The organism is Pseudomonas lactis (genome assembly GCF_001439845.1).
Taxonomy (GTDB): domain Bacteria; phylum Pseudomonadota; class Gammaproteobacteria; order Pseudomonadales; family Pseudomonadaceae; genus Aquipseudomonas; species Aquipseudomonas lactis.
This window is the reverse complement of the sequence record NZ_JYLO01000007.1, coordinates 288866-305188: the sequence shown is the minus strand read 5'-3', so window position 1 is coordinate 305188 and position 16323 is coordinate 288866. Positions and strand designations below refer to the sequence as shown.

General features: G+C 59.2%; 18 protein-coding genes. 7 read left to right on the top strand and 11 right to left on the bottom strand.

Features of this window, described 5'->3' with window-relative positions:
• Positions 1-35 precede the first annotated feature (35 nt).
• Positions 36-899: a queuosine precursor transporter gene (locus TX24_RS13955; protein ID WP_003194048.1), complete on the bottom strand. Its 864-nt coding sequence runs from the start codon at positions 897-899 to the stop codon at positions 36-38.
• Complete coding sequence (locus TX24_RS13950) at positions 886-1491, bottom strand: helix-turn-helix transcriptional regulator (protein ID WP_003194047.1); 606 nt, start codon at positions 1489-1491, stop codon at positions 886-888. Before TX24_RS13950 ends, TX24_RS13955 begins: the two co-directional genes overlap by 14 nt.
• A 212-nt stretch (positions 1492-1703) precedes the next feature.
• On the opposite strand from TX24_RS13950, the gene ptaA reads away from it, so the two are divergent.
• The 3 genes from ptaA (at position 1704) to TX24_RS13935 (ending at position 4954) form a co-directional block, all read left to right on the top strand.
• Positions 1704-2786 carry a pyoverdine biosynthesis transaminase PtaA gene (gene ptaA / locus TX24_RS13945; RefSeq protein WP_003194046.1) on the top strand — a complete coding sequence of 361 codons (1083 nt, stop codon included), beginning with the start codon at positions 1704-1706 and terminating at the stop codon, positions 2784-2786.
• 121 nt (positions 2787-2907) lie between these two features.
• Positions 2908-3579 (top strand): helix-turn-helix transcriptional regulator, encoded by a 672-nt coding sequence (locus TX24_RS13940; protein ID WP_186354260.1) that lies wholly within the window; start codon positions 2908-2910, stop codon positions 3577-3579.
• 175 nt (positions 3580-3754) lie between these two features.
• Positions 3755-4954, top strand: a complete 1200-nt coding sequence (locus TX24_RS13935) for an MFS transporter (protein ID WP_169878756.1) — start codon at positions 3755-3757, stop codon at positions 4952-4954.
• Between the two features lie 49 nt (positions 4955-5003).
• Here the strand turns inward: TX24_RS13935 and TX24_RS13930 are convergent, their stop codons facing one another.
• The 9 genes from TX24_RS13930 to TX24_RS13885 all read right to left on the bottom strand — a co-directional run bounded on the left by TX24_RS13930 (position 5004) and on the right by TX24_RS13885 (position 14688).
• Positions 5004-5720 (bottom strand): hypothetical protein, encoded by a 717-nt coding sequence (locus tag TX24_RS13930; protein ID WP_003194043.1) that lies wholly within the window; start codon positions 5718-5720, stop codon positions 5004-5006.
• A gap of 100 nt (positions 5721-5820) precedes the next feature.
• On the bottom strand, positions 5821-6075 hold the full coding sequence (locus tag TX24_RS13925) for a Txe/YoeB family addiction module toxin (RefSeq protein ID WP_057710526.1): 255 nt from the start codon (positions 6073-6075) through the stop codon (positions 5821-5823).
• On the bottom strand, positions 6072-6326 hold the full coding sequence (locus TX24_RS13920) for a type II toxin-antitoxin system Phd/YefM family antitoxin (protein ID WP_003194039.1): 255 nt from the start codon (positions 6324-6326) through the stop codon (positions 6072-6074). Before TX24_RS13920 ends, TX24_RS13925 begins: the two co-directional genes overlap by 4 nt.
• Positions 6327-6470: 144 nt before the next feature.
• Positions 6471-7724, bottom strand: coding sequence for a 2-aminoadipate transaminase (locus TX24_RS13915; protein WP_003194038.1), 1254 nt, complete (start codon positions 7722-7724; stop codon positions 6471-6473).
• A 110-nt stretch (positions 7725-7834) separates the two neighbouring features.
• Complete coding sequence (locus TX24_RS13910) at positions 7835-8848, bottom strand: sensor domain-containing diguanylate cyclase (protein WP_003194037.1); 1014 nt, start codon at positions 8846-8848, stop codon at positions 7835-7837.
• A 135-nt stretch (positions 8849-8983) separates the two neighbouring features.
• Complete coding sequence (locus TX24_RS13905; RefSeq protein ID WP_057710525.1) at positions 8984-10885, bottom strand: alkaline phosphatase D family protein; 1902 nt, start codon at positions 10883-10885, stop codon at positions 8984-8986.
• A 388-nt stretch (positions 10886-11273) separates the two neighbouring features.
• Positions 11274-13502 carry an ATP-binding protein gene (locus tag TX24_RS13895; protein WP_057710524.1) on the bottom strand — a complete coding sequence of 743 codons (2229 nt, stop codon included), beginning with the start codon at positions 13500-13502 and terminating at the stop codon, positions 11274-11276.
• A complete protein-coding gene (locus TX24_RS13890) occupies positions 13499-14113 on the bottom strand; it encodes a biliverdin-producing heme oxygenase (protein ID WP_019817490.1) in 615 nt (204 codons plus the stop codon). The genes TX24_RS13895 and TX24_RS13890 overlap by 4 nt, the downstream gene beginning before the upstream one ends.
• A 212-nt stretch (positions 14114-14325) precedes the next feature.
• Entirely contained in the window at positions 14326-14688 is a 363-nt protein-coding gene (locus tag TX24_RS13885; RefSeq protein WP_003194033.1) for a response regulator, read from the bottom strand.
• A 163-nt stretch (positions 14689-14851) separates the two neighbouring features.
• Between TX24_RS13885 and TX24_RS13880 the strand changes: the two genes are divergently transcribed.
• The 4 genes from TX24_RS13880 to TX24_RS13870 all read left to right on the top strand — a co-directional run bounded on the left by TX24_RS13880 (position 14852) and on the right by TX24_RS13870 (position 16313).
• Positions 14852-15283, top strand: coding sequence for a bleomycin resistance protein (locus TX24_RS13880; RefSeq protein ID WP_057710523.1), 432 nt, complete (start codon positions 14852-14854; stop codon positions 15281-15283).
• 30 nt (positions 15284-15313) lie between these two features.
• Positions 15314-15688, top strand: coding sequence for a c-type cytochrome (locus TX24_RS13875; RefSeq protein WP_003194031.1), 375 nt, complete (start codon positions 15314-15316; stop codon positions 15686-15688).
• Between the two features lie 200 nt (positions 15689-15888).
• Positions 15889-16083 (top strand): T6SS effector amidase Tae4 family protein, encoded by a 195-nt coding sequence (locus tag TX24_RS30820; RefSeq protein ID WP_235369362.1) that lies wholly within the window; start codon positions 15889-15891, stop codon positions 16081-16083.
• Positions 16080-16313 (top strand): hypothetical protein, encoded by a 234-nt coding sequence (locus TX24_RS13870; RefSeq protein WP_057710522.1) that lies wholly within the window; start codon positions 16080-16082, stop codon positions 16311-16313. Before TX24_RS30820 ends, TX24_RS13870 begins: the two co-directional genes overlap by 4 nt.
• Positions 16314-16323: the final 10 nt, after the last annotated feature.

Sequence of the window (16323 nt, the reverse complement as noted above, 5' to 3'; positions counted from 1 at the left end):
TGACGTTCTTCGCGAGCAAGCTCGCTCCTACAGGATTATTGATAGCGTTTGAACAATGAGCGTGCGCCATAGGCAGGCAGGATGTTGAAGAACGCAAAGCCGACTTTGATCGCGATTTGCACGTAAATCATGCTGAGGATATCGCTGGTCTGCATCGCGCCGTAGAAGGCAATGAAGCAGAACAGGAAGCTGTCGATAATCACCGCGAAGAACGTACTGAGGAATATCCGCAAGTACAGGTACCTGGAGTTGGTCAGCTCCTTGATCTTGCACAGCAGGTAGGAGTTTATATTCTCCGACACCAGAAACGACACCGAAGAGGCCACCAGCACCGACGACACTTGCAGGATCACGTCGGTATAAGGCCCATCCAGCTTCCAGCCCGGCAGCCCCGGCAGGAACGTCGAGCCATACAGCAGGATGATGATCATCGCGTTGCTGGCAAACGCAAACAGAATGGCCCGCCTGGCCAGGCGCAAGCCGAAATTCTCGTTGAGCAAGTCCACGATCAAAAAGGTCAGCGGGTACAGGAACGTGCCCGGCGTGACGATGATGCCCAACGACTCCAGGTAAATCGGCTTGGTCGCGGCAATGCTGGTGAAGATATAGAAGGTGAACAGCAGCAAGTTCAGGATGATGTAGATCATCCAGGAGTTTTCATTGCGGTCGTTTATCTCGTAAGCGGTCAGTGCTCCGCCTTGGGAATAGAACTTCTTGTACAGGTTCTTGATTTCCATCTTGTTGAAGTTGTCCATCATTTCACTGCTGAGCACTTCACTCAGCTTGATCTTGAGGACCTTGCCCGTGGCGATCACCATGATCACCGCCAGGCGCTTGTCGTTTTCAAAGCCCAGCAACTTGTATTTGCTGTTTTCAACGGCGCCCTCAGACGTTGTCATTGAAGCGCTCCTCAAGGATGTCGCCGATGACACACAAACGCTCTGAGTTCCCACAGGGTTCGAGGGTGATGAACAGCTTCTTGGTGGCGCGGTCGTACACCAGCTTTTCTTTATCGTCGCTCGACGAGCCTTTCTGCACGATCAGCAAGTCCCCCGGTTCATTGAGGCCCGGAATTCCGTGCTCAAGGCGCACGCCGATCAAATTGCAGGCGCTGCCGAAGTAGTACGTCAGCGGGTGCAGCGTGGCCAGTTCACCGATGCGCTTGCCCAGGTTCTGCATGAGCAGGCTTTCCTTGAGCACAGGTACTGCTGCCGGGTTCTTGTTACCCAGCGGGGAAACATTGCTCTCGATGACTTCCTTGGCCTCAAAACTGATGGTCTCGATTTCTTCGTAGGAGACGCCAAAGAAGTCCGAGATCTTGCGAATCGTCGACTGCTGTACGTTAACGACCTTGCCTTCCAGGATGTTGTAGATGGTGGTCCTGGTCAGGCCGGCAGCACTGCTTAACGAAAGCTGGGTTTCGCCACGACTCTTGATCAAGTACTTGATGTTGCTCTTCAAGTGCTCGGTTTTTTCCCGTCTGTGTATCAAGTGCTCACCACTTCCATTTAGTCATCAGTCCATGCCGGCAGAACCCAATGTTGCGGGTTTGGCGGCAGTGAAAGTGTTGCATGCGCCCGCTATAACAATAAAGTACTGAGTGCAGGGATACGCCTTGGTGGTAAATCAGGCAACGGCTTTCTCGTCATACTCTTCTGAACGGCCCGCGCGAATCCCTCGCGCCTCTACAAGGAGTAGCCATCATGGTGCGTGTCAGTCGTCGATCCCTTCTCGCCCTGGGCGCGGCCCTGCCTGTGATGGGGCAGCTCAATTGGGCCCTCGCCAGCCCGGCGCCGACGAAATCTGACAAGGTGCTGCTCAATTACAACGAAAGCCCCTACGGCCCTTCAGACGCGGCTCGCCAGGCGATGCAGCGTGCGATTGCAGCCTCCGGGCGTTACCCTTACCCGGACATGTATGCATTGGCCGCGCTGTTCGCCCAACAACAGGGCATAGCCGAAGACAACGTCGGAGTGTTTGCCGGCTCGATGGCCGCCCTGCGCTACGCGGTGCTGGCGTTCACCAGCCAGACCCGCGGTCTGGTGATGGCCACGCCGTCCTACGAAGTACCGCGCCAGGCGGCCGAGTCGATCAAGGCGCCGGTGCAAGAAGTGAACCTCGACGCCCAGCATGCCCACGATGTGCCTGCCATGCTCGCGGCGGACCCACAGGCCGGCATGCTGTACCTGTGCAACCCCAACAACCCGACCGGTACGCTCACCTCGACCGAGGCCATCCGTCAGGCCCTGGCGCACAAACCCAAGGGCAGCGTGCTGGTAGTGGACGAGGCTTATATCGACTTCTGTGACGCCCCCAGTTGCGTGAGCTGGGTCAACGACCATGACGACCTGCTGGTGCTGCGCACGTTCTCCAAGATCTACGGCATGGCCGGTGCGCGCCTGGGCCTGGCAATCGGCCACCCGGCGCTGCTGGAGCGGTTGGCGGTGTTCGGTGGCGACAACGTCCCGGCCGGCGCCAGCTTGCTGGCCGCCCGTGCCAGCCTGGAAGATTCGCAGCTGGTGGGCCAACGCAAAGCGCGAAATGCCAGGTTGCGCGATGAGACGATCGCCTGGCTCAAGGGCCGGGGCTTTACCTGCACCGCTTCCCACAGCAATTGCTTCATGATCGACGTGAAGCGCCCGGCAGAGCGGGTGATCGAGCGGCTGGCAGCACAGAATGTGCTGGTGGGGCGGGTATGGAAGGACTGGCCGCAGTGGGTACGGGTGACCGTGGGCAACCCGCAGGAGATGCAGCGCTTTCGCGAGGCGTTCGCGGCGCAAGTCTAGCCCCTGTGTTTGTCATCCGCTGCCTGGACAGACAAGCCAGGCATGCTTCATGCTCGACCGGGTCGAATGCTCAAGGAAGATACCCGTGCGACCTAATGGCCAACCCGATAAGAAATCGCCCATGCTGCCCGAGGATATGCGCCGCTTGCTCGATGCCGAGCTGAGCCGCCGTGGCCTGGGGCACTTTGAGGTCTACCAGTGTGGGCCGTCGATGGACCAAGCGCAGATTGTGTCCAATTACCCAGAAGCCATGGAGCCTTCCGACACGGCCGACGATTTCTACCGGCGTGGCGAGCTGGTTTCATTGACCCGCACCCGGATCAAACCGTTTTTCTGGAGTGATGAACACCTGCTGGCCGTGGCCGATGAGGCGGTGCCGGTGCCGGGCCCCTACAAACCCGTTGGCGAGGGCGCCAGTTTTATCGTGCATGGCAATCGCGGTTTCTACTCGGTGCTCAATCTGTGCAGCTTCGGCGAGGACCAGCAATTTCGCGAGACCGTGCTGGCCCATCAAAGTGAACTGCAGATGCTGTTGGTCTCGATGTACGACGAGGCCCTGGAAGAGCACGCCGCGCCGGTCGCGCAACAGACGGTGCTGACCCCACGGGAAACCGAAGTATTGTCCTGGGTGAGCCTGGGCAAGACCTACAACGAAGTGGCGCTCCTGACCTCGATGACCTCCCATACGGTCAAGTTTCATATGAAGAATATCTTCGGCAAATTGCAGGTCACCAACGGCAAGTCAGCCATCGGCAAGGCCCTGCAATTGGGCTATATCCGTCACCCGGCCTGAGGCCGCAATCACCGCCTACCTGTCCAAATGGGTAGCTTGTTCGCCGCACAGTGCTGCATTAGGTTGCCCAGCTATGGAGTTTGGCGCCGGACACACCGGCGCCGCCATTGAGAAAGGACATCCGGATGAGCCGCTCTGTAGCTTTGCTCCACGCCTGTGCCAGCGTGCCGCGCTGATGGGGACTTTTCACGCGTTGCGCAGCCTGAATACGCGGTTGCAAGCACTGTTCATGATCACGCTGGTGTTCCGCATGGGCACCCTGGCGTTTCCTTTTTACGCGGCGTACCTGATTCATCAACACGCGATATCGGCGGGCACGGCTGGCCTGTTGGTCGGTGTATATGGTGCGGGCGCCCTGTGTACCGACCTGATCATCGGCGCCGTGATCAAGCGGTTTTCGGCCAACCGGGTCATCCTCGGTTCGTTGGTGTTCAACGCTGCGTTGCTGCTGGTCATTCCCTCGGTGGAAAACCTGCTCGCGCTGTTCCTGTTGTCGTTTCTCTGGGGCGCTTGTTACGAAGCATTCACACCGGCCGCGTTCTCCGAGACGGTGGCTCACAGCAGCCTTGAGTCGCGCAAGGTGGCGTTTTCCTGCAACCGGCTGGCGATCAACATCGGCATGGCCATCGGGCCATTGCTGGGCAGCTTGATCTTCCTCAGCAATGCCGACGCGGTGTTCTACATCAATGCCGTGCTGTCCCTGCTGGCCTTCGCCGCCTGCCTGCGGTTCGGTCGGCCCCGGCCGGCCACCCAAGACGCGCCCTTCGCTGGCAAGGGCGAGGGCTTGCCCGAGGTGGCGGCTCATGAGCGTTCGCGACTGCTGGTGATCCTGTTGGCGGCGCTGCCGGTGCACGTGGCATACGCACTGCCGCCGACTTTTCTGTCGGCGTACATCATCAACTACACCCAATTGCCGGCCTATTACGTGGGCATCATTTTCTTTATCAATGCTTTGCTGGTGATCGTGTTTGAAGTGCCGATCAACCTGCGCATGGCGCACTTGTCGAGCAGCCGCTCGCTGATCATCGGCTTCTTGCTGGCAGGCAGCGGTTTCTTCTTGATGGGCTTTGGTCAGGTCGGCGCGCTGTTGATGCTTGCTACGGTGTTGTGGAGCCTGGGCGAGATGATTGTGTTCCCCGCGATCACCCACTATGTCAGCAGCATTTCCAGCCACGACAGCGTGGGCCGCAACCTTGGCTACTACTCGGCAGGCGTCAACATCGGCGTGATGATCGCGCCATCGTTGGCGTTCATGTTACTGGCCCGGCCCACCTTGCCGTCACCGTGGCTGCTGACAGGCTGCGTGTTGGTGCTGTTGGCCATCGCCGTGGGGATGATGAAAAGCTCGGCGATGTTGTGGAACAAATCGGCGTAGACGGCAACCGGCGCTGCGCCTTGCACGCGCGCCGGGTTGCGTCAGCTACTTACTGGGCGGCGATGGCGTAGCCGTCAAAGGCGCTTTGCTGTTGCAGCGCGGTCACGATGCTCTTGCGCGTGACCGGCTGCTCGGCACCGCTGTTGTCGATGAAGGTTTCGCTCGCAAGCTCCGCCTCGCTGCCTTCGCCCACAAAGGTGAAGCCCAGGAATTCCAGCGCCTCGCGGTCCACATTGAGCTTGGAGCGCGGGGTGCGCAGCGGCAGGGTGACGCTGATGCCATCTTTGCTGATCACAAACACTTCGTTGTCTTTCTTGGCGCGTGCAGCTTTGCCCTTGCCGGCGCTCGGGTTGCTGATGGCCTGGTGCGACTGGTTAAGCACCTTGAGGGCCAGGCCGTAGACCAGTTCCTGAAACTCTGGGTCGTCCTTGAAGCTGGATAGGATGCGGCTGATCGAGAACTGGCTGCTCAGGTGTTCCAGGGCGGCGTTGTCTGCGGCTTCGGCGTCTTTCAATTGCTTGAGCTGGCCCATCAGCTCATAGGCTTTGTCATCATCGAAGGCATCGTGGGCCTGGCGGATGGCAACGCGCAGCTCGCGGATTTGGTCGCTTTCCTTGGAGGTGTGAAACGCGTCCAGCACCATCTCGCTGATGATCTTGGCGGCCGGCACATGCTGTGAAAGATTGATGGCGTTTTCGTATTCGGCTTTGGCGTGCAGGGCGACTACGGATTCTTCGGCGGATTTTTCGGTGTAGGAATCAGGCATTAAAATTTCACTGCGTAGTATGCGGAGAGACAAAAAAACGTCGGGCATTTTCAGCGGGTGGGGGGATCAGGTCAAGGTTGGCTCGGGCGTCAGAACAATTTCAGTAGTGGTAGCGGCACATCAATATTTGTACTTCATCATCCTCGATGCCATAAACCAGACGATGCTCCGCGGTGATTCGCCGAGACCAGAAACCACTCAGATTATGTTTGAGAGGTTCAGGCTTTCCCACGCCGTCGAAGGGGGCTCTCTGTATGGCCTTGATCAAGAGGTTGATGCGCTTGAGCCCGGCTTTGTCGTTCTGTTGAAACCAGAGGTAGTCGTCCCAGCCTTCAGGGGTAAAGAGTATGTTCATTCTTCAATCAACCGCCTTGGCTTGGCTTTGCCTGCTCGTAAGCTGTTGACTGAGTTAATGAGACGTTCGGCATTTTTAGGTGAGCGCAGCAGGTAAGCCGTCTCTTCCAGAGCATTGAACTCTGATAACGAGATCATCACCACGGGCTCGCCTTTTTGTCGAGTCAGTAGAAGTGGGACGTGATCATCGTTGACGCGGTCCATCGTTTCGGACAGATGGGCTCGGGCGTTGGTGTAGTTGATAGTTTCCATGGGAACTCCTTGTTGGGTGGGTTTAACGTACAGAAATACGTACATATCCACAACGGGAATCTTATCAACGGTCATCCACCTCGCCCGGACTTCACGAACAAGCTCAACGACTGAGTGGAGCAGCGTCAAACCTGTTGATACATTTTACTCGTCCAGTTCTTCGAGACACGCCTGGAGAATATCCAGGCCTTCCTCCAACACCGCGGGTTCAATGGTCAGCGGTGCCAGCAAGCGCACAATGTGCCGCGACTTGCCGCTGGGCATCAGCAGCAAGCCGGCCTCTCGCGCCAGCTCCAGCAGTTGCGCCAGTTGCTTGGGGGCGGGTGTGCCGTCGGCATGGGCCAGTTCAATGCCTCGCATGGCGCCGACACCGGTGAGGCGGCCCAGGTAGGGCGACAGTTGCTGTGCGCGCCAGGCTTGATAGCGGCCCACAATCGCGGCTTCCTGCGCGGCGCCCCACGCGTGCAGATGTTCGTCGCTCATCACCTCAAGGGTCGCTAGCGCCGCGGCACAGGCGATGGGGTTGCCCGAGTACGTACCGCCCAGCCCACCTTTAGGCAGGTTGTCCATCAGCGCCTTGCGCCCGACCACCGCCCCCAATGGCATGCCGCCGGCGATGCTTTTGCCGAGCAGCAGCAGGTCCGGCTCGATGCCCAGGCGCGAGAAGGCGAAACGCTGGCCGGTGCGCCCAAAACCCGACTGGATTTCATCAATGATCAGCAGGATGTTGTGCTGGTCGCAGAAGCGCCGCAGCGCCTGGGCGAACTCAGTGTCCAGGGCGAGAAAACCGCCTTCGCCCTGCACCGGCTCGATGATGAAGCACGCCACGTCGTTTACGTCGATTTCAACGCTGAACAGACGCTCCATAGCCTTCAGCGCTTCGGCGCAGGTCACGCCGTTATCGGTACTGGGGTAGGGCAGGTGATACACAGGGCCGGGCAGTACACCGACCTTCTGCTTGTAGGGCGCGACCTTGCCGTTGAGGTTGAGGGTCGCCAGAGTGCGCCCGTGGAAAGCGCCGTCAAAGGCGATCACCGCCGTGCGCCCGGTGGCACCACGGGCGATCTTCAGGGCGTTTTCGGCCGCCTCGGCGCCGCTGTTGGTGAGCATGCCGCTGACCGGGTATTCCACCGGGATAAAAGCGCTGAGACGTTGCATCAACTCGATGTAGGGCGTATGCGGTGCGGCGTTGAACGCGTAATGGGTGAGCCGGGTGGCTTGCTCGCATATGGCCGCCACCACGGCCGGGTGGCAATGGCCCAGGTTGAGTACGCCGATACCGCCGACAAAGTCGATATAACGTTTACCCGCCGTGTCCCAGACTTCTGCGTTTTTACCGTGGCTCAGGCTGATGGGGTGAACGATTGAAATCGACTGGCTGATGCTAGCGTGGCTCATGACTCTTGGACTCGGCAGTGGTGGGCGCAGCGCTATCTAAGCCGCGCGCCTGGCCTTGCCGCAAACGAAATAAAGTTGCCGGGTCATTCCACCTTGGAAGGAGCTGCGGTCTATTCCGACACCCCATCCTTGCCCGCCGCCTTGGACCGATACAAGGCTTGATCGGCCCGCGCCATCAGCGCCGCCGGAGATTCCCCCATGCGCCGCTCTACTACGCCCAGGCTCAGGGTAACGTTCAACGCGCCCAAGGGGGCCGCCGCCTTGATTTTATGGCGAATCCTTTCGGCCAGCTCTTTGGCCGTGTCCAGGTTGCTTTTGGGCAGCACCACCATAAATTCATCGCCGCCCCAGCGCGCGAGCAAGTCGCTTTTACGTACGCAGGCTTCCAGGTGTTCCACTACCCGTATCAGCGTCTGGTCGCCGACGCCGTGGCCGTATTGGTCATTGATGGGCTTGAAGTCATCGACATCCATGGCCACCAGTGCCAGGGGCAGGCGGAAGCGCTCGGCGCGGTCGCATTCCTCCAGCAGCACTTTTTCCAGGCGGTACCGGTTGGCGATGCGCGTCAGGGCGTCGCGCTCGGCCAGGGAGCGGTTTTCGTCCAGCTGCAATTGCAGTTGCTGGTTGACGCGCGACAACTCAAGGGTGCGCTCTGCGACCAGCGCTTCCAGAGACTGGTTGCGTTTTTGCAACTGTTCGATGGAGCATTTGCGCGTATGAATATCGCGGTGTGCGCCGACCATGCGCGCCACTGAACCGTCGGGGTTACGGGCAATGACGTAGCCACGGTCCTCGATCCAGAGGTACGTACCGTCTTCTTTTCGGCAACGGTATTCGGCCCGGTAATGAGCGGCGCGTTGGCAGATGTAGTCATCAAACACCGCCATCACGCGGGGGTAATCCTCGGGGTGGATCACGTTCTCCCAAGTGAACACGCTGTTTTCCAGGGAGTGGTGGGAGTAGCCAAGCATTTCGTACCAGCCGGGATTGCGGTAGACGAAGCCGGTATTGGCGTTCCAGTCCCAGATGCCATCACTGACCAGTTCCATGATGGCGTGCAACAGGTCGACGTTAAGGTCGGACACCTCATTGCGTAGCGGTTCTTTGCCGGATGTATCGTCCATCTGCGCTTCCTGCGGGGGCTGGCGCCCAAGGCCAGTCATGGTTGACGCCGATACTCCGTGGCTGGCGCTACTGTACATCGGCGCTTGCGCGCTTTGAATAGGGCAGGTGTGCTGCTTTTGACGAGTGGCGAAACGCTATTTTTCTGGCGCCATCATCTTTGTCCGAGGCCTTCCATCCGCGTTGTGCTGGTAAATGGCCTGCGGTTGGCCCTGCTCATTGAAAAACACCTGGCCAATGCCTGCCGAGTTCCACAGCCGTTCGCCCGCTTCGGCGTGCTCGGGAATATAGGGCACCACCTGCATGGTGCGCCGGCGGGTAAACCAGTTGAGCGGCGAACGCGGGGAGTAGAGCCAGCGGTTGAGGCGGTCGAACCATTCCAGCAAGCGCGGCGGGAACTCGTTCTTGATGCCGCTGCTGGTGATTTGCCAGATCTTGGGGCCGCCGTTGCGGTGGCGGATCAGCACTTGGTAGACAAACGAGTAATGCACATCGCCGGAGAGGATCACGTAGTTACCCGGCGTGCGTGAGTGGCGGAAGATATTCAAAATCACTTGGGCGGCGCCGCGGTGAGCCATCCAGTTTTCGGCGTCCACCAGCAGTGGGAAGCCACACCAACTGAAGACCTTTTGCACCGTCTCGATCAGCTTGACGCCAAAGACCGGCGCGGGCGAGACAATGATGGCGGATGGGTGGTCCATCAGGGCTTGTTGCAGTTCGCTCAAGGCTTCCCAGTCCAGCAGGCCGGAAGGTTGCTTGAGGGTGAACTCGCTGCGCCAGCGTCGAGTGCGGGTGTCGAGTACCACCAGCGCCGGGGTGGTGGGCAATACGTAGTGCCACTGCTGGAATTTCAGCAAGGCCTCCAGCAACGCGTCTTGCGCCGTCGCGTCGAGATGATTGGCCTGTACCTGGCCGGTCAGTGCCTGGGTTTGACCCAGCAGTTCGCCAAATACCTGGGGCTGGTTGCCCCAGCCTTGGCATAGCAGATACGCCAGCAAGGCATTGCCGATGATGCGCTTGGAGAAGGGATGGCCGTAGGCGGTTTCTTCCCACTGGGCGCTGAGGTTCCAGTCGTCAGTGATGTCGTGATCGTCGAACATCATCAGCGTCGACAGGTGCGCGAACACCCGTGCTACCCCAGGCAGGCCGTCGCGGAACTGATCGATATGAACCTGTTCGCGGGCGTAGCGTTGTTGCTCTTGCGCACTCAGCGGCGGCGGTTCTGGTGTGATCAGCGTCCAGGGTGTCGGCGACCAGGCCAGCAGGTACATGGCGATCACTTCGGCAAAGGTCACCAGGTGATTGTCGGCGGTGCTGCTGGTGAAGATTGGTTTCTTCACGCCGCCGAAAAAGCGTTCGCGCAAGGTCTCGTTACTGTCCAGTGCGGGAAGCAGGTCGGCCCGGTGGTAGTAGCTGGCGCGATGCCCATAAAGGCTGGGGCTGTCGCTCACCACCGCGCCCTCCAGGTACTCATCGAACAGGCCCAGGCGCGTAATCAGCCCATGAATGGCCCGCAGCATGGGCCCTGCGACGTCGTCGGCGTAGATCTGGTCGCCATTCATCATCAACAAGGCTGGGCGTTCGAGCGGTGTGCGGGCGTCCGCCAACAGACGGTCGACACACAGCAAGCCTTCGTCGGCACGGTGGTGGGGTTTGCGGCACGAGCCATGCACCAAGTGATGGATGCGGCTATGCAGCACGAAGCTTGGCGTAGTCGCGTCGCCATACAGCAAGTGCGGTGCCCACTGTGCAATGCCGAGGCCGTCGATCAACAGGTCGTAACCGATGATTTCGTCCTGCGGCAGGGCGTGGCTCAGGGCTACGTCGATCAGGTGGATAAAGGCATGGCGCCCTACGGGTACGACTTGACAGTGCGTCGCATCGAGCAGGATATCCAGCGCCTCGCCCGAGGGTAATTGCAGCGTCAAGGACATTGGCAGCGTACGGCTGCCCACCAACCAGATAACCAGGCGCTGCGGCTCCAGGCGCCTTAGGAGGGGGCCCGCAATGACCGCGGGCAAAGTGTCGGGTTGAAGCATCGACGGAGTGGCTCACACGAAATAGATCGTAAAGAGTAGCGCAGTGGATGTCGGTGTTTTGTCAACGCAGTGCAGCGTCGGATGTTAGTCAGGTCAGTCGGCCCTGTCCGAGGGCGTCCATGGAGGGGCGCCTTGGCCGCGGTGGCGGTTCGGTCTGGCTGTTTGTGTGGGGTGAAGGCTTGACGACCGCCTGCTGGGTTTGCGCGTTTTGGTGGGCGTAATAGGTGTAAAAGGCGTGGCTGATGATCATGGTGAACCCCTTACTCAAATGGAGGATTGTTTCCGCATCAATACTCCCTTTGAGTGCGCACTGTTTCAGTGGCATTGGCCGGATTGTTCGTTCCCGGCCAAAGGTATCCGCATGTTGGGTTTAGAGAGAGGTCGCGTTTCAGGCGGGCTTTGGCACCGTAAACCTGAACTCACTACCGCACCCCAACTCACTTTCGGCCTCGATGCGCCCACCATGGGCCTGGACAATCCCCTGGCTGATATACAGCCCCAGCCCGCTACCGGTGGGGTTGTTTTCAGTCTGGGTCCAATAGCGATCGAACACATGGGGCAAATCGTCCGGCGCAATGCCTTCACCGGAGTCGCGCACCGAAAATACAATCTCCTCACCGTTGCTCATGGCGCTGATGCCGATGTTGCCTTGGCGAGGGGTGAACTTGATCGCATTGCCGATCAGGTTCGACAGCACCTGGAACAAGCGCTCCGGGTCGGCCTTGATCTGCAGGCCGGGCTCGACATTGAACGACAGGTCGATGCCTTTTTCCGAGGCCAGTGGGGCCAGCAACGAATACGCCTCTTCAAAGATCTGGCTGACGTCCAGCGCCACCGGCTTGACCACATAGCGCCCGGCCTCGATCTTCGAGGTGTCGAGCAAGTCTTCCAGCAACACATTCATGCGCCCGGCGGCCTGTTGCATGGTGTCGATCGCGGAAGAGATACGGCGTGAGGTGTGTGGGCCATCGGAGCTGAAGGCTTTTTGCATCATGCCGCACAGCATGGAGATGACCGTCATCGGGTTACGCAGGTCGTGAGAAACCACCGCCACCAGTTCGTCCCGCGCCCGTACCGCTTGTTGCTCGCGCAGCACCTGCCGGGACAGATCGTTCTCCAGGGCCGAGCGGCGCAAATCGTTGGCGGCAAACAGGTCGCCATGGCTCCACTTGGTGGAGATACCAGCCATTTCCACTTTCCAGATTTCAAACGAGGTGCGTGGGCGAAGGCGCATGCCCGCGTCGGATGTTTCCAGGTTCAGCGGCTTGTTCGGGTCGCCACTCCAGTGGATGTTCTCTTTGACTTCCGGGCGAAACCACAACACGCCGTTATCCACAGGCTTGGGCAAGCTCATGGCAAGCACGCCGCTGGCCACGCCCTGATACTCGGCGGCAGGCGGATAAACCGAGGCCAGGTTATGGCTGGAAAATACCGGTTCACCGTTGGCCTGCAACCACTTGTGCAGCGCGCGTATCTGCGCCGGTTCCGGGCAATTGCCGTAGCGGTGCAGTTGTTTATCTTCGATGATCGCCACGCCGCCGGAGAGGGTCAGGTCCATCAGCATTCGGCCTTGTTGGGCCAGGCCGTCGAAGACGTTATTGGCAGAGGCTTTCATCGCCAGGTCCAGCAGCGCCAGCGCTTGGACTTTCTCGTCGCGCTGGCGGGTCAGCTCCAGGGCCTCCATGGCACTGATCTGCAATGACAGCACCTGGCCTATGGTCTGGCAGGCCATGCGCAAATCGTTAGGCACCAGCAGTGGCTCGCGGTTGCCGCAGCTGATCAGGCCCCAGAGTTTGTCGCCCTTCATCAACGAAATACTCATGGACGACAACACGCCCATGTTCTGCATGTACTGGCAGTGAATCGGCGACACGCTGCGCAGGGTAGCGAAGCTCAGGTCCAGGGGCTGGCCCGTGTCCGGGCGCAATTTGGGCAGCAGCGGTACCGGTTCGTAGGACGCATTCGGGATGATGCGTAGCCAGTTGGTGCGGTACAGCTCGCGAGCCTGTTCGGGGATGTCGGACGCGGGGAAGAACAGCCCGTTGAACAACTCCATGGATGGCGCCGAAGCTTCGGCGATCACCTGGCCATGGCCTTCTTCTTCGAAGCGATAGATGAGCACCCGGTCATAACCGGTCATGGCCTGGATTTCGTTGACGCTGATGGTGTAGAGCGCCTGCAAGGTCTTTGCCGATTGCAGGCGGTGCAGCATTTTGCCCAGGTCGCTGGTGCGACCATTGTGCGCACGGGGTTTGAAATCCTTGAGCCGGGGTTCGAATTCCAGCACCAACACGCCTTGGTGGCGATGCAACAGGCCTTCGAACTGCTCACCTTTGAAGGTGATAAGCAGGGGCGGCGAGTCCAGGAATGCGCTGTCCTCGGCCATGGTTTGCACGGCCTGGGCGTACTCCTCGCCAATCAATCTGTGCAACGGTTGATCCAACAGCGCCTCGGGGGCGTGGCCGAACAACGTACCGACGTTGGCACTTACCTGAATAATGTTCAGGCCAGGTTCCGACAAAGTCAGCAGCACGCCGTGGGGCTGGATGGCCCCCGGAAAACGAATGGGTTCGTCGGCGCAGTTGGCAAGCAGCTCTTCAAAATCTTCGGGTTTCATAGCAATACCTCCTGGCTGTCGAGCCATTGCTCAAAGCCGCTGAATGTCGAACGGGCCGCCATCACCGCGCGCGCGGCGGCATCTGTATCCAGTGGCTGGCGGCTCAGATAATCGAGGAAATCTTTCCAGCGCCGTCCGGTCTCGGCGCCGTATACATTGAGAAAGGCACCGCCGTTGTCGGCGTTCACATCCAGGCGCAGGGCCATTTCCCGGCGCAGCACTTGGCCACCCAGGGTGGCGCCTTCCAACACATACAGGGCGCCGAGACACGCAGCCGGCGTGTCTAATACGGGGAGTTGGGCACAGCGAGGCAGGGCATGGATGGCGTGGTCAGTCAGGCCGAGTGCGTGCAGGTCATGGACCAGTGTTGGCGTTTTCACACGCAACACAGGCTCATATCCATCGGGAATCAAACCGCTGTCATACAGCGCCGCTTCCATCGGCTGATAAAAGCCGTAGTACGCTTGCAGCAGGCGCCGATACCACTGGGCATCCAGGCGCTCGGAAAAAAACGGCAGGCGCTGTTCCAACGCTACATGCAGCAGGCCCGTGCCCGTGCGCAACGTTTCCAACAAGGAGGGCGCACTAACGTCATGGGCCTGTGAATGCATTCAATGAGCTCGAACTGTGGGCCTGTCGGCCATGAATGACGCGTGAAAATGGGCGACGATTCTACACAACTCATTGTCGTCAGCTGAACGCAGAAGCGAAAAGGCTGACCAGCGGATCAGAAAAGTCGCTCCCTGCACCTTACATGACCGCAGAACTGGCCCTCAAGTTCGGTTGAAATGATATCGCGCTGCTATCAATGCAGGGGCAGGCCCTAGTGCGTCAATGCTGTCTGCACGCACTCAAGCAAGTGGTCGGTACTCCAGGGCTTGGGCAGAAACCGCACGGAACTGCCCAACTCGGCGGCGATTTTCGTATTACCTGAGGTCAGCACTACTTGTACTTCAGGCCAGCGGTGGGCGACCACACGGCTCAAGTCATAACCATTGAGCAAGCCGGGCATTTGAATATCACTGACAATCAAATCCACCGGGTCATCGCCGCGCTCCAGGTAAATCATCCCTTCGTCTGCCGATGCAAACGATGTCACCACCGCACCAAAGTCTTCCAGCACATCTACCATCAACGCCCGAATGATCTCGTCGTCTTCCAATACCAAAATCGATGGCTGAGCCATGATCCTTACTCCACCATCAGGGGGTTCAGTAAGGTGGAGTGGAAGGTGGCCGGATAGGTTCGATTGGATGTTTTTTAATCGATGGGTGGTCGTTTGACTGCTTGTGAGCCATGGCACGACAATCCGTTAAGGTGAACGCCACCCCGCCGTCCCAAGGAATGCCATGTTTAACCGTAACCCGCTCGTGCCGGAACTGATCGTCACTCGCCTCAGTGTCAGCCTGGCGTTCTGGGTCGAACAGTTAGGCTTCACCATCGCCTACCAGCGCGCTGAAGAAGGCTTTGCCTACCTTGACCTTAACGGCGCGCAAATCATGCTCGAACAATACGACCCCGACGCCGGCCAGTGGCTGACCGCACCGTTGCAGCCACCGTTCGGGCGCGGCATCAACCTGCAAATCGATGTGCCCGCCGTGACGCCTATCCTGCAACGGTTGGCGCACATTGGCTGGCCATTGTTCCGCGATGTTGAAGATGCCTGGTACCGAGCCGGTGACGTGGAGGCCGGGCAGCGCCAGTTCATCGTGCAAGACCCGGACGGTTATCTGGTGCGTCTGGTGCAGCGGCTGGGGGAAAGGCCGGTCGAACAGGCATAATCCACGGCAACAGCCGATAGGGAGACCTGAATGAAGTATGTGTTATTGACCCTCGCCCTCACCGTTATCGCTGCCCCCGCGCTCGCTGCGGGCGACGCCGAGGCGGGCGGCAAACTCTTCTCCAAGACCTGCGGCGGCTGCCACAGCATTGGTGAGGGTGCGCGGGGTGGTTTTGGCCCGGAACTGAACGGCATCATTGGCCGGCCTGCCGGTACCACCACGGACTACCAGTATTCGGATGCGATGAAGAACTCGGGCGTGGTGTGGACGCGGGAAAAACTGGCGGCCTACATTGAAGACCCGAAGTCGGTGGTCAGTGGCACGCGGATGATCTTCTGGGGGATCAGTGACCAAGAGAAGATTGAAAATATCCTGGCGTACTTAGCGACATTCCAGCCCAAGTGAGGCGCCCAGGCTGACGGCTACCACCGGGCACAACGCGATCAGAGGCGGGGGCCTGCCTTCATGCTCGTCAGTTAAACGCAGCCCCTTGTGGGAGCGGGCTTGCTCGCGAAAGCGGTGGGCCGGTGACTGAATAGGTGACCGATACAAAGCATTCGCGAGCAAGCCCGCTCCCACATTGAGCTGGGTTCGGCTCAAGGTATATCTTTTTCAAAGTTTTTTGGCGCCGAGGGAATGAGACGTTTGGCAATCGCAGCGGTGACCACATTGACCTTTGGAATGGACGGCGGTTGACGGATTGGCTGAGTTATCCGCGTATCCAGCTGGGGTTTTCGATTGAGGGGACGTTCTCGGACTATCACGAGTCCAGGGAGATCTGGTTTTGGAAGGTCATATGAAGTTGATTAAGGGCGTGGTGTTTGTCGTCGGGGTGGTTGTAGTGGCGCTCGGAGTGTTTAACGGTTTGGTGGTGGTCGTGTCTGCGTATTTTGGGCCGTTTTATCAAGGGGATGCGGATCAGAGCAGGAATTTTGGGCTTTGGTTGGTTGGGAATGGGGTTGTGGTTTTGGGAGCAGCGTTCAGTGGGGCGGTTTGGTATTGCAGGCGTTTGAGTAGGTGGCGGGAATGAAAATGTGTCC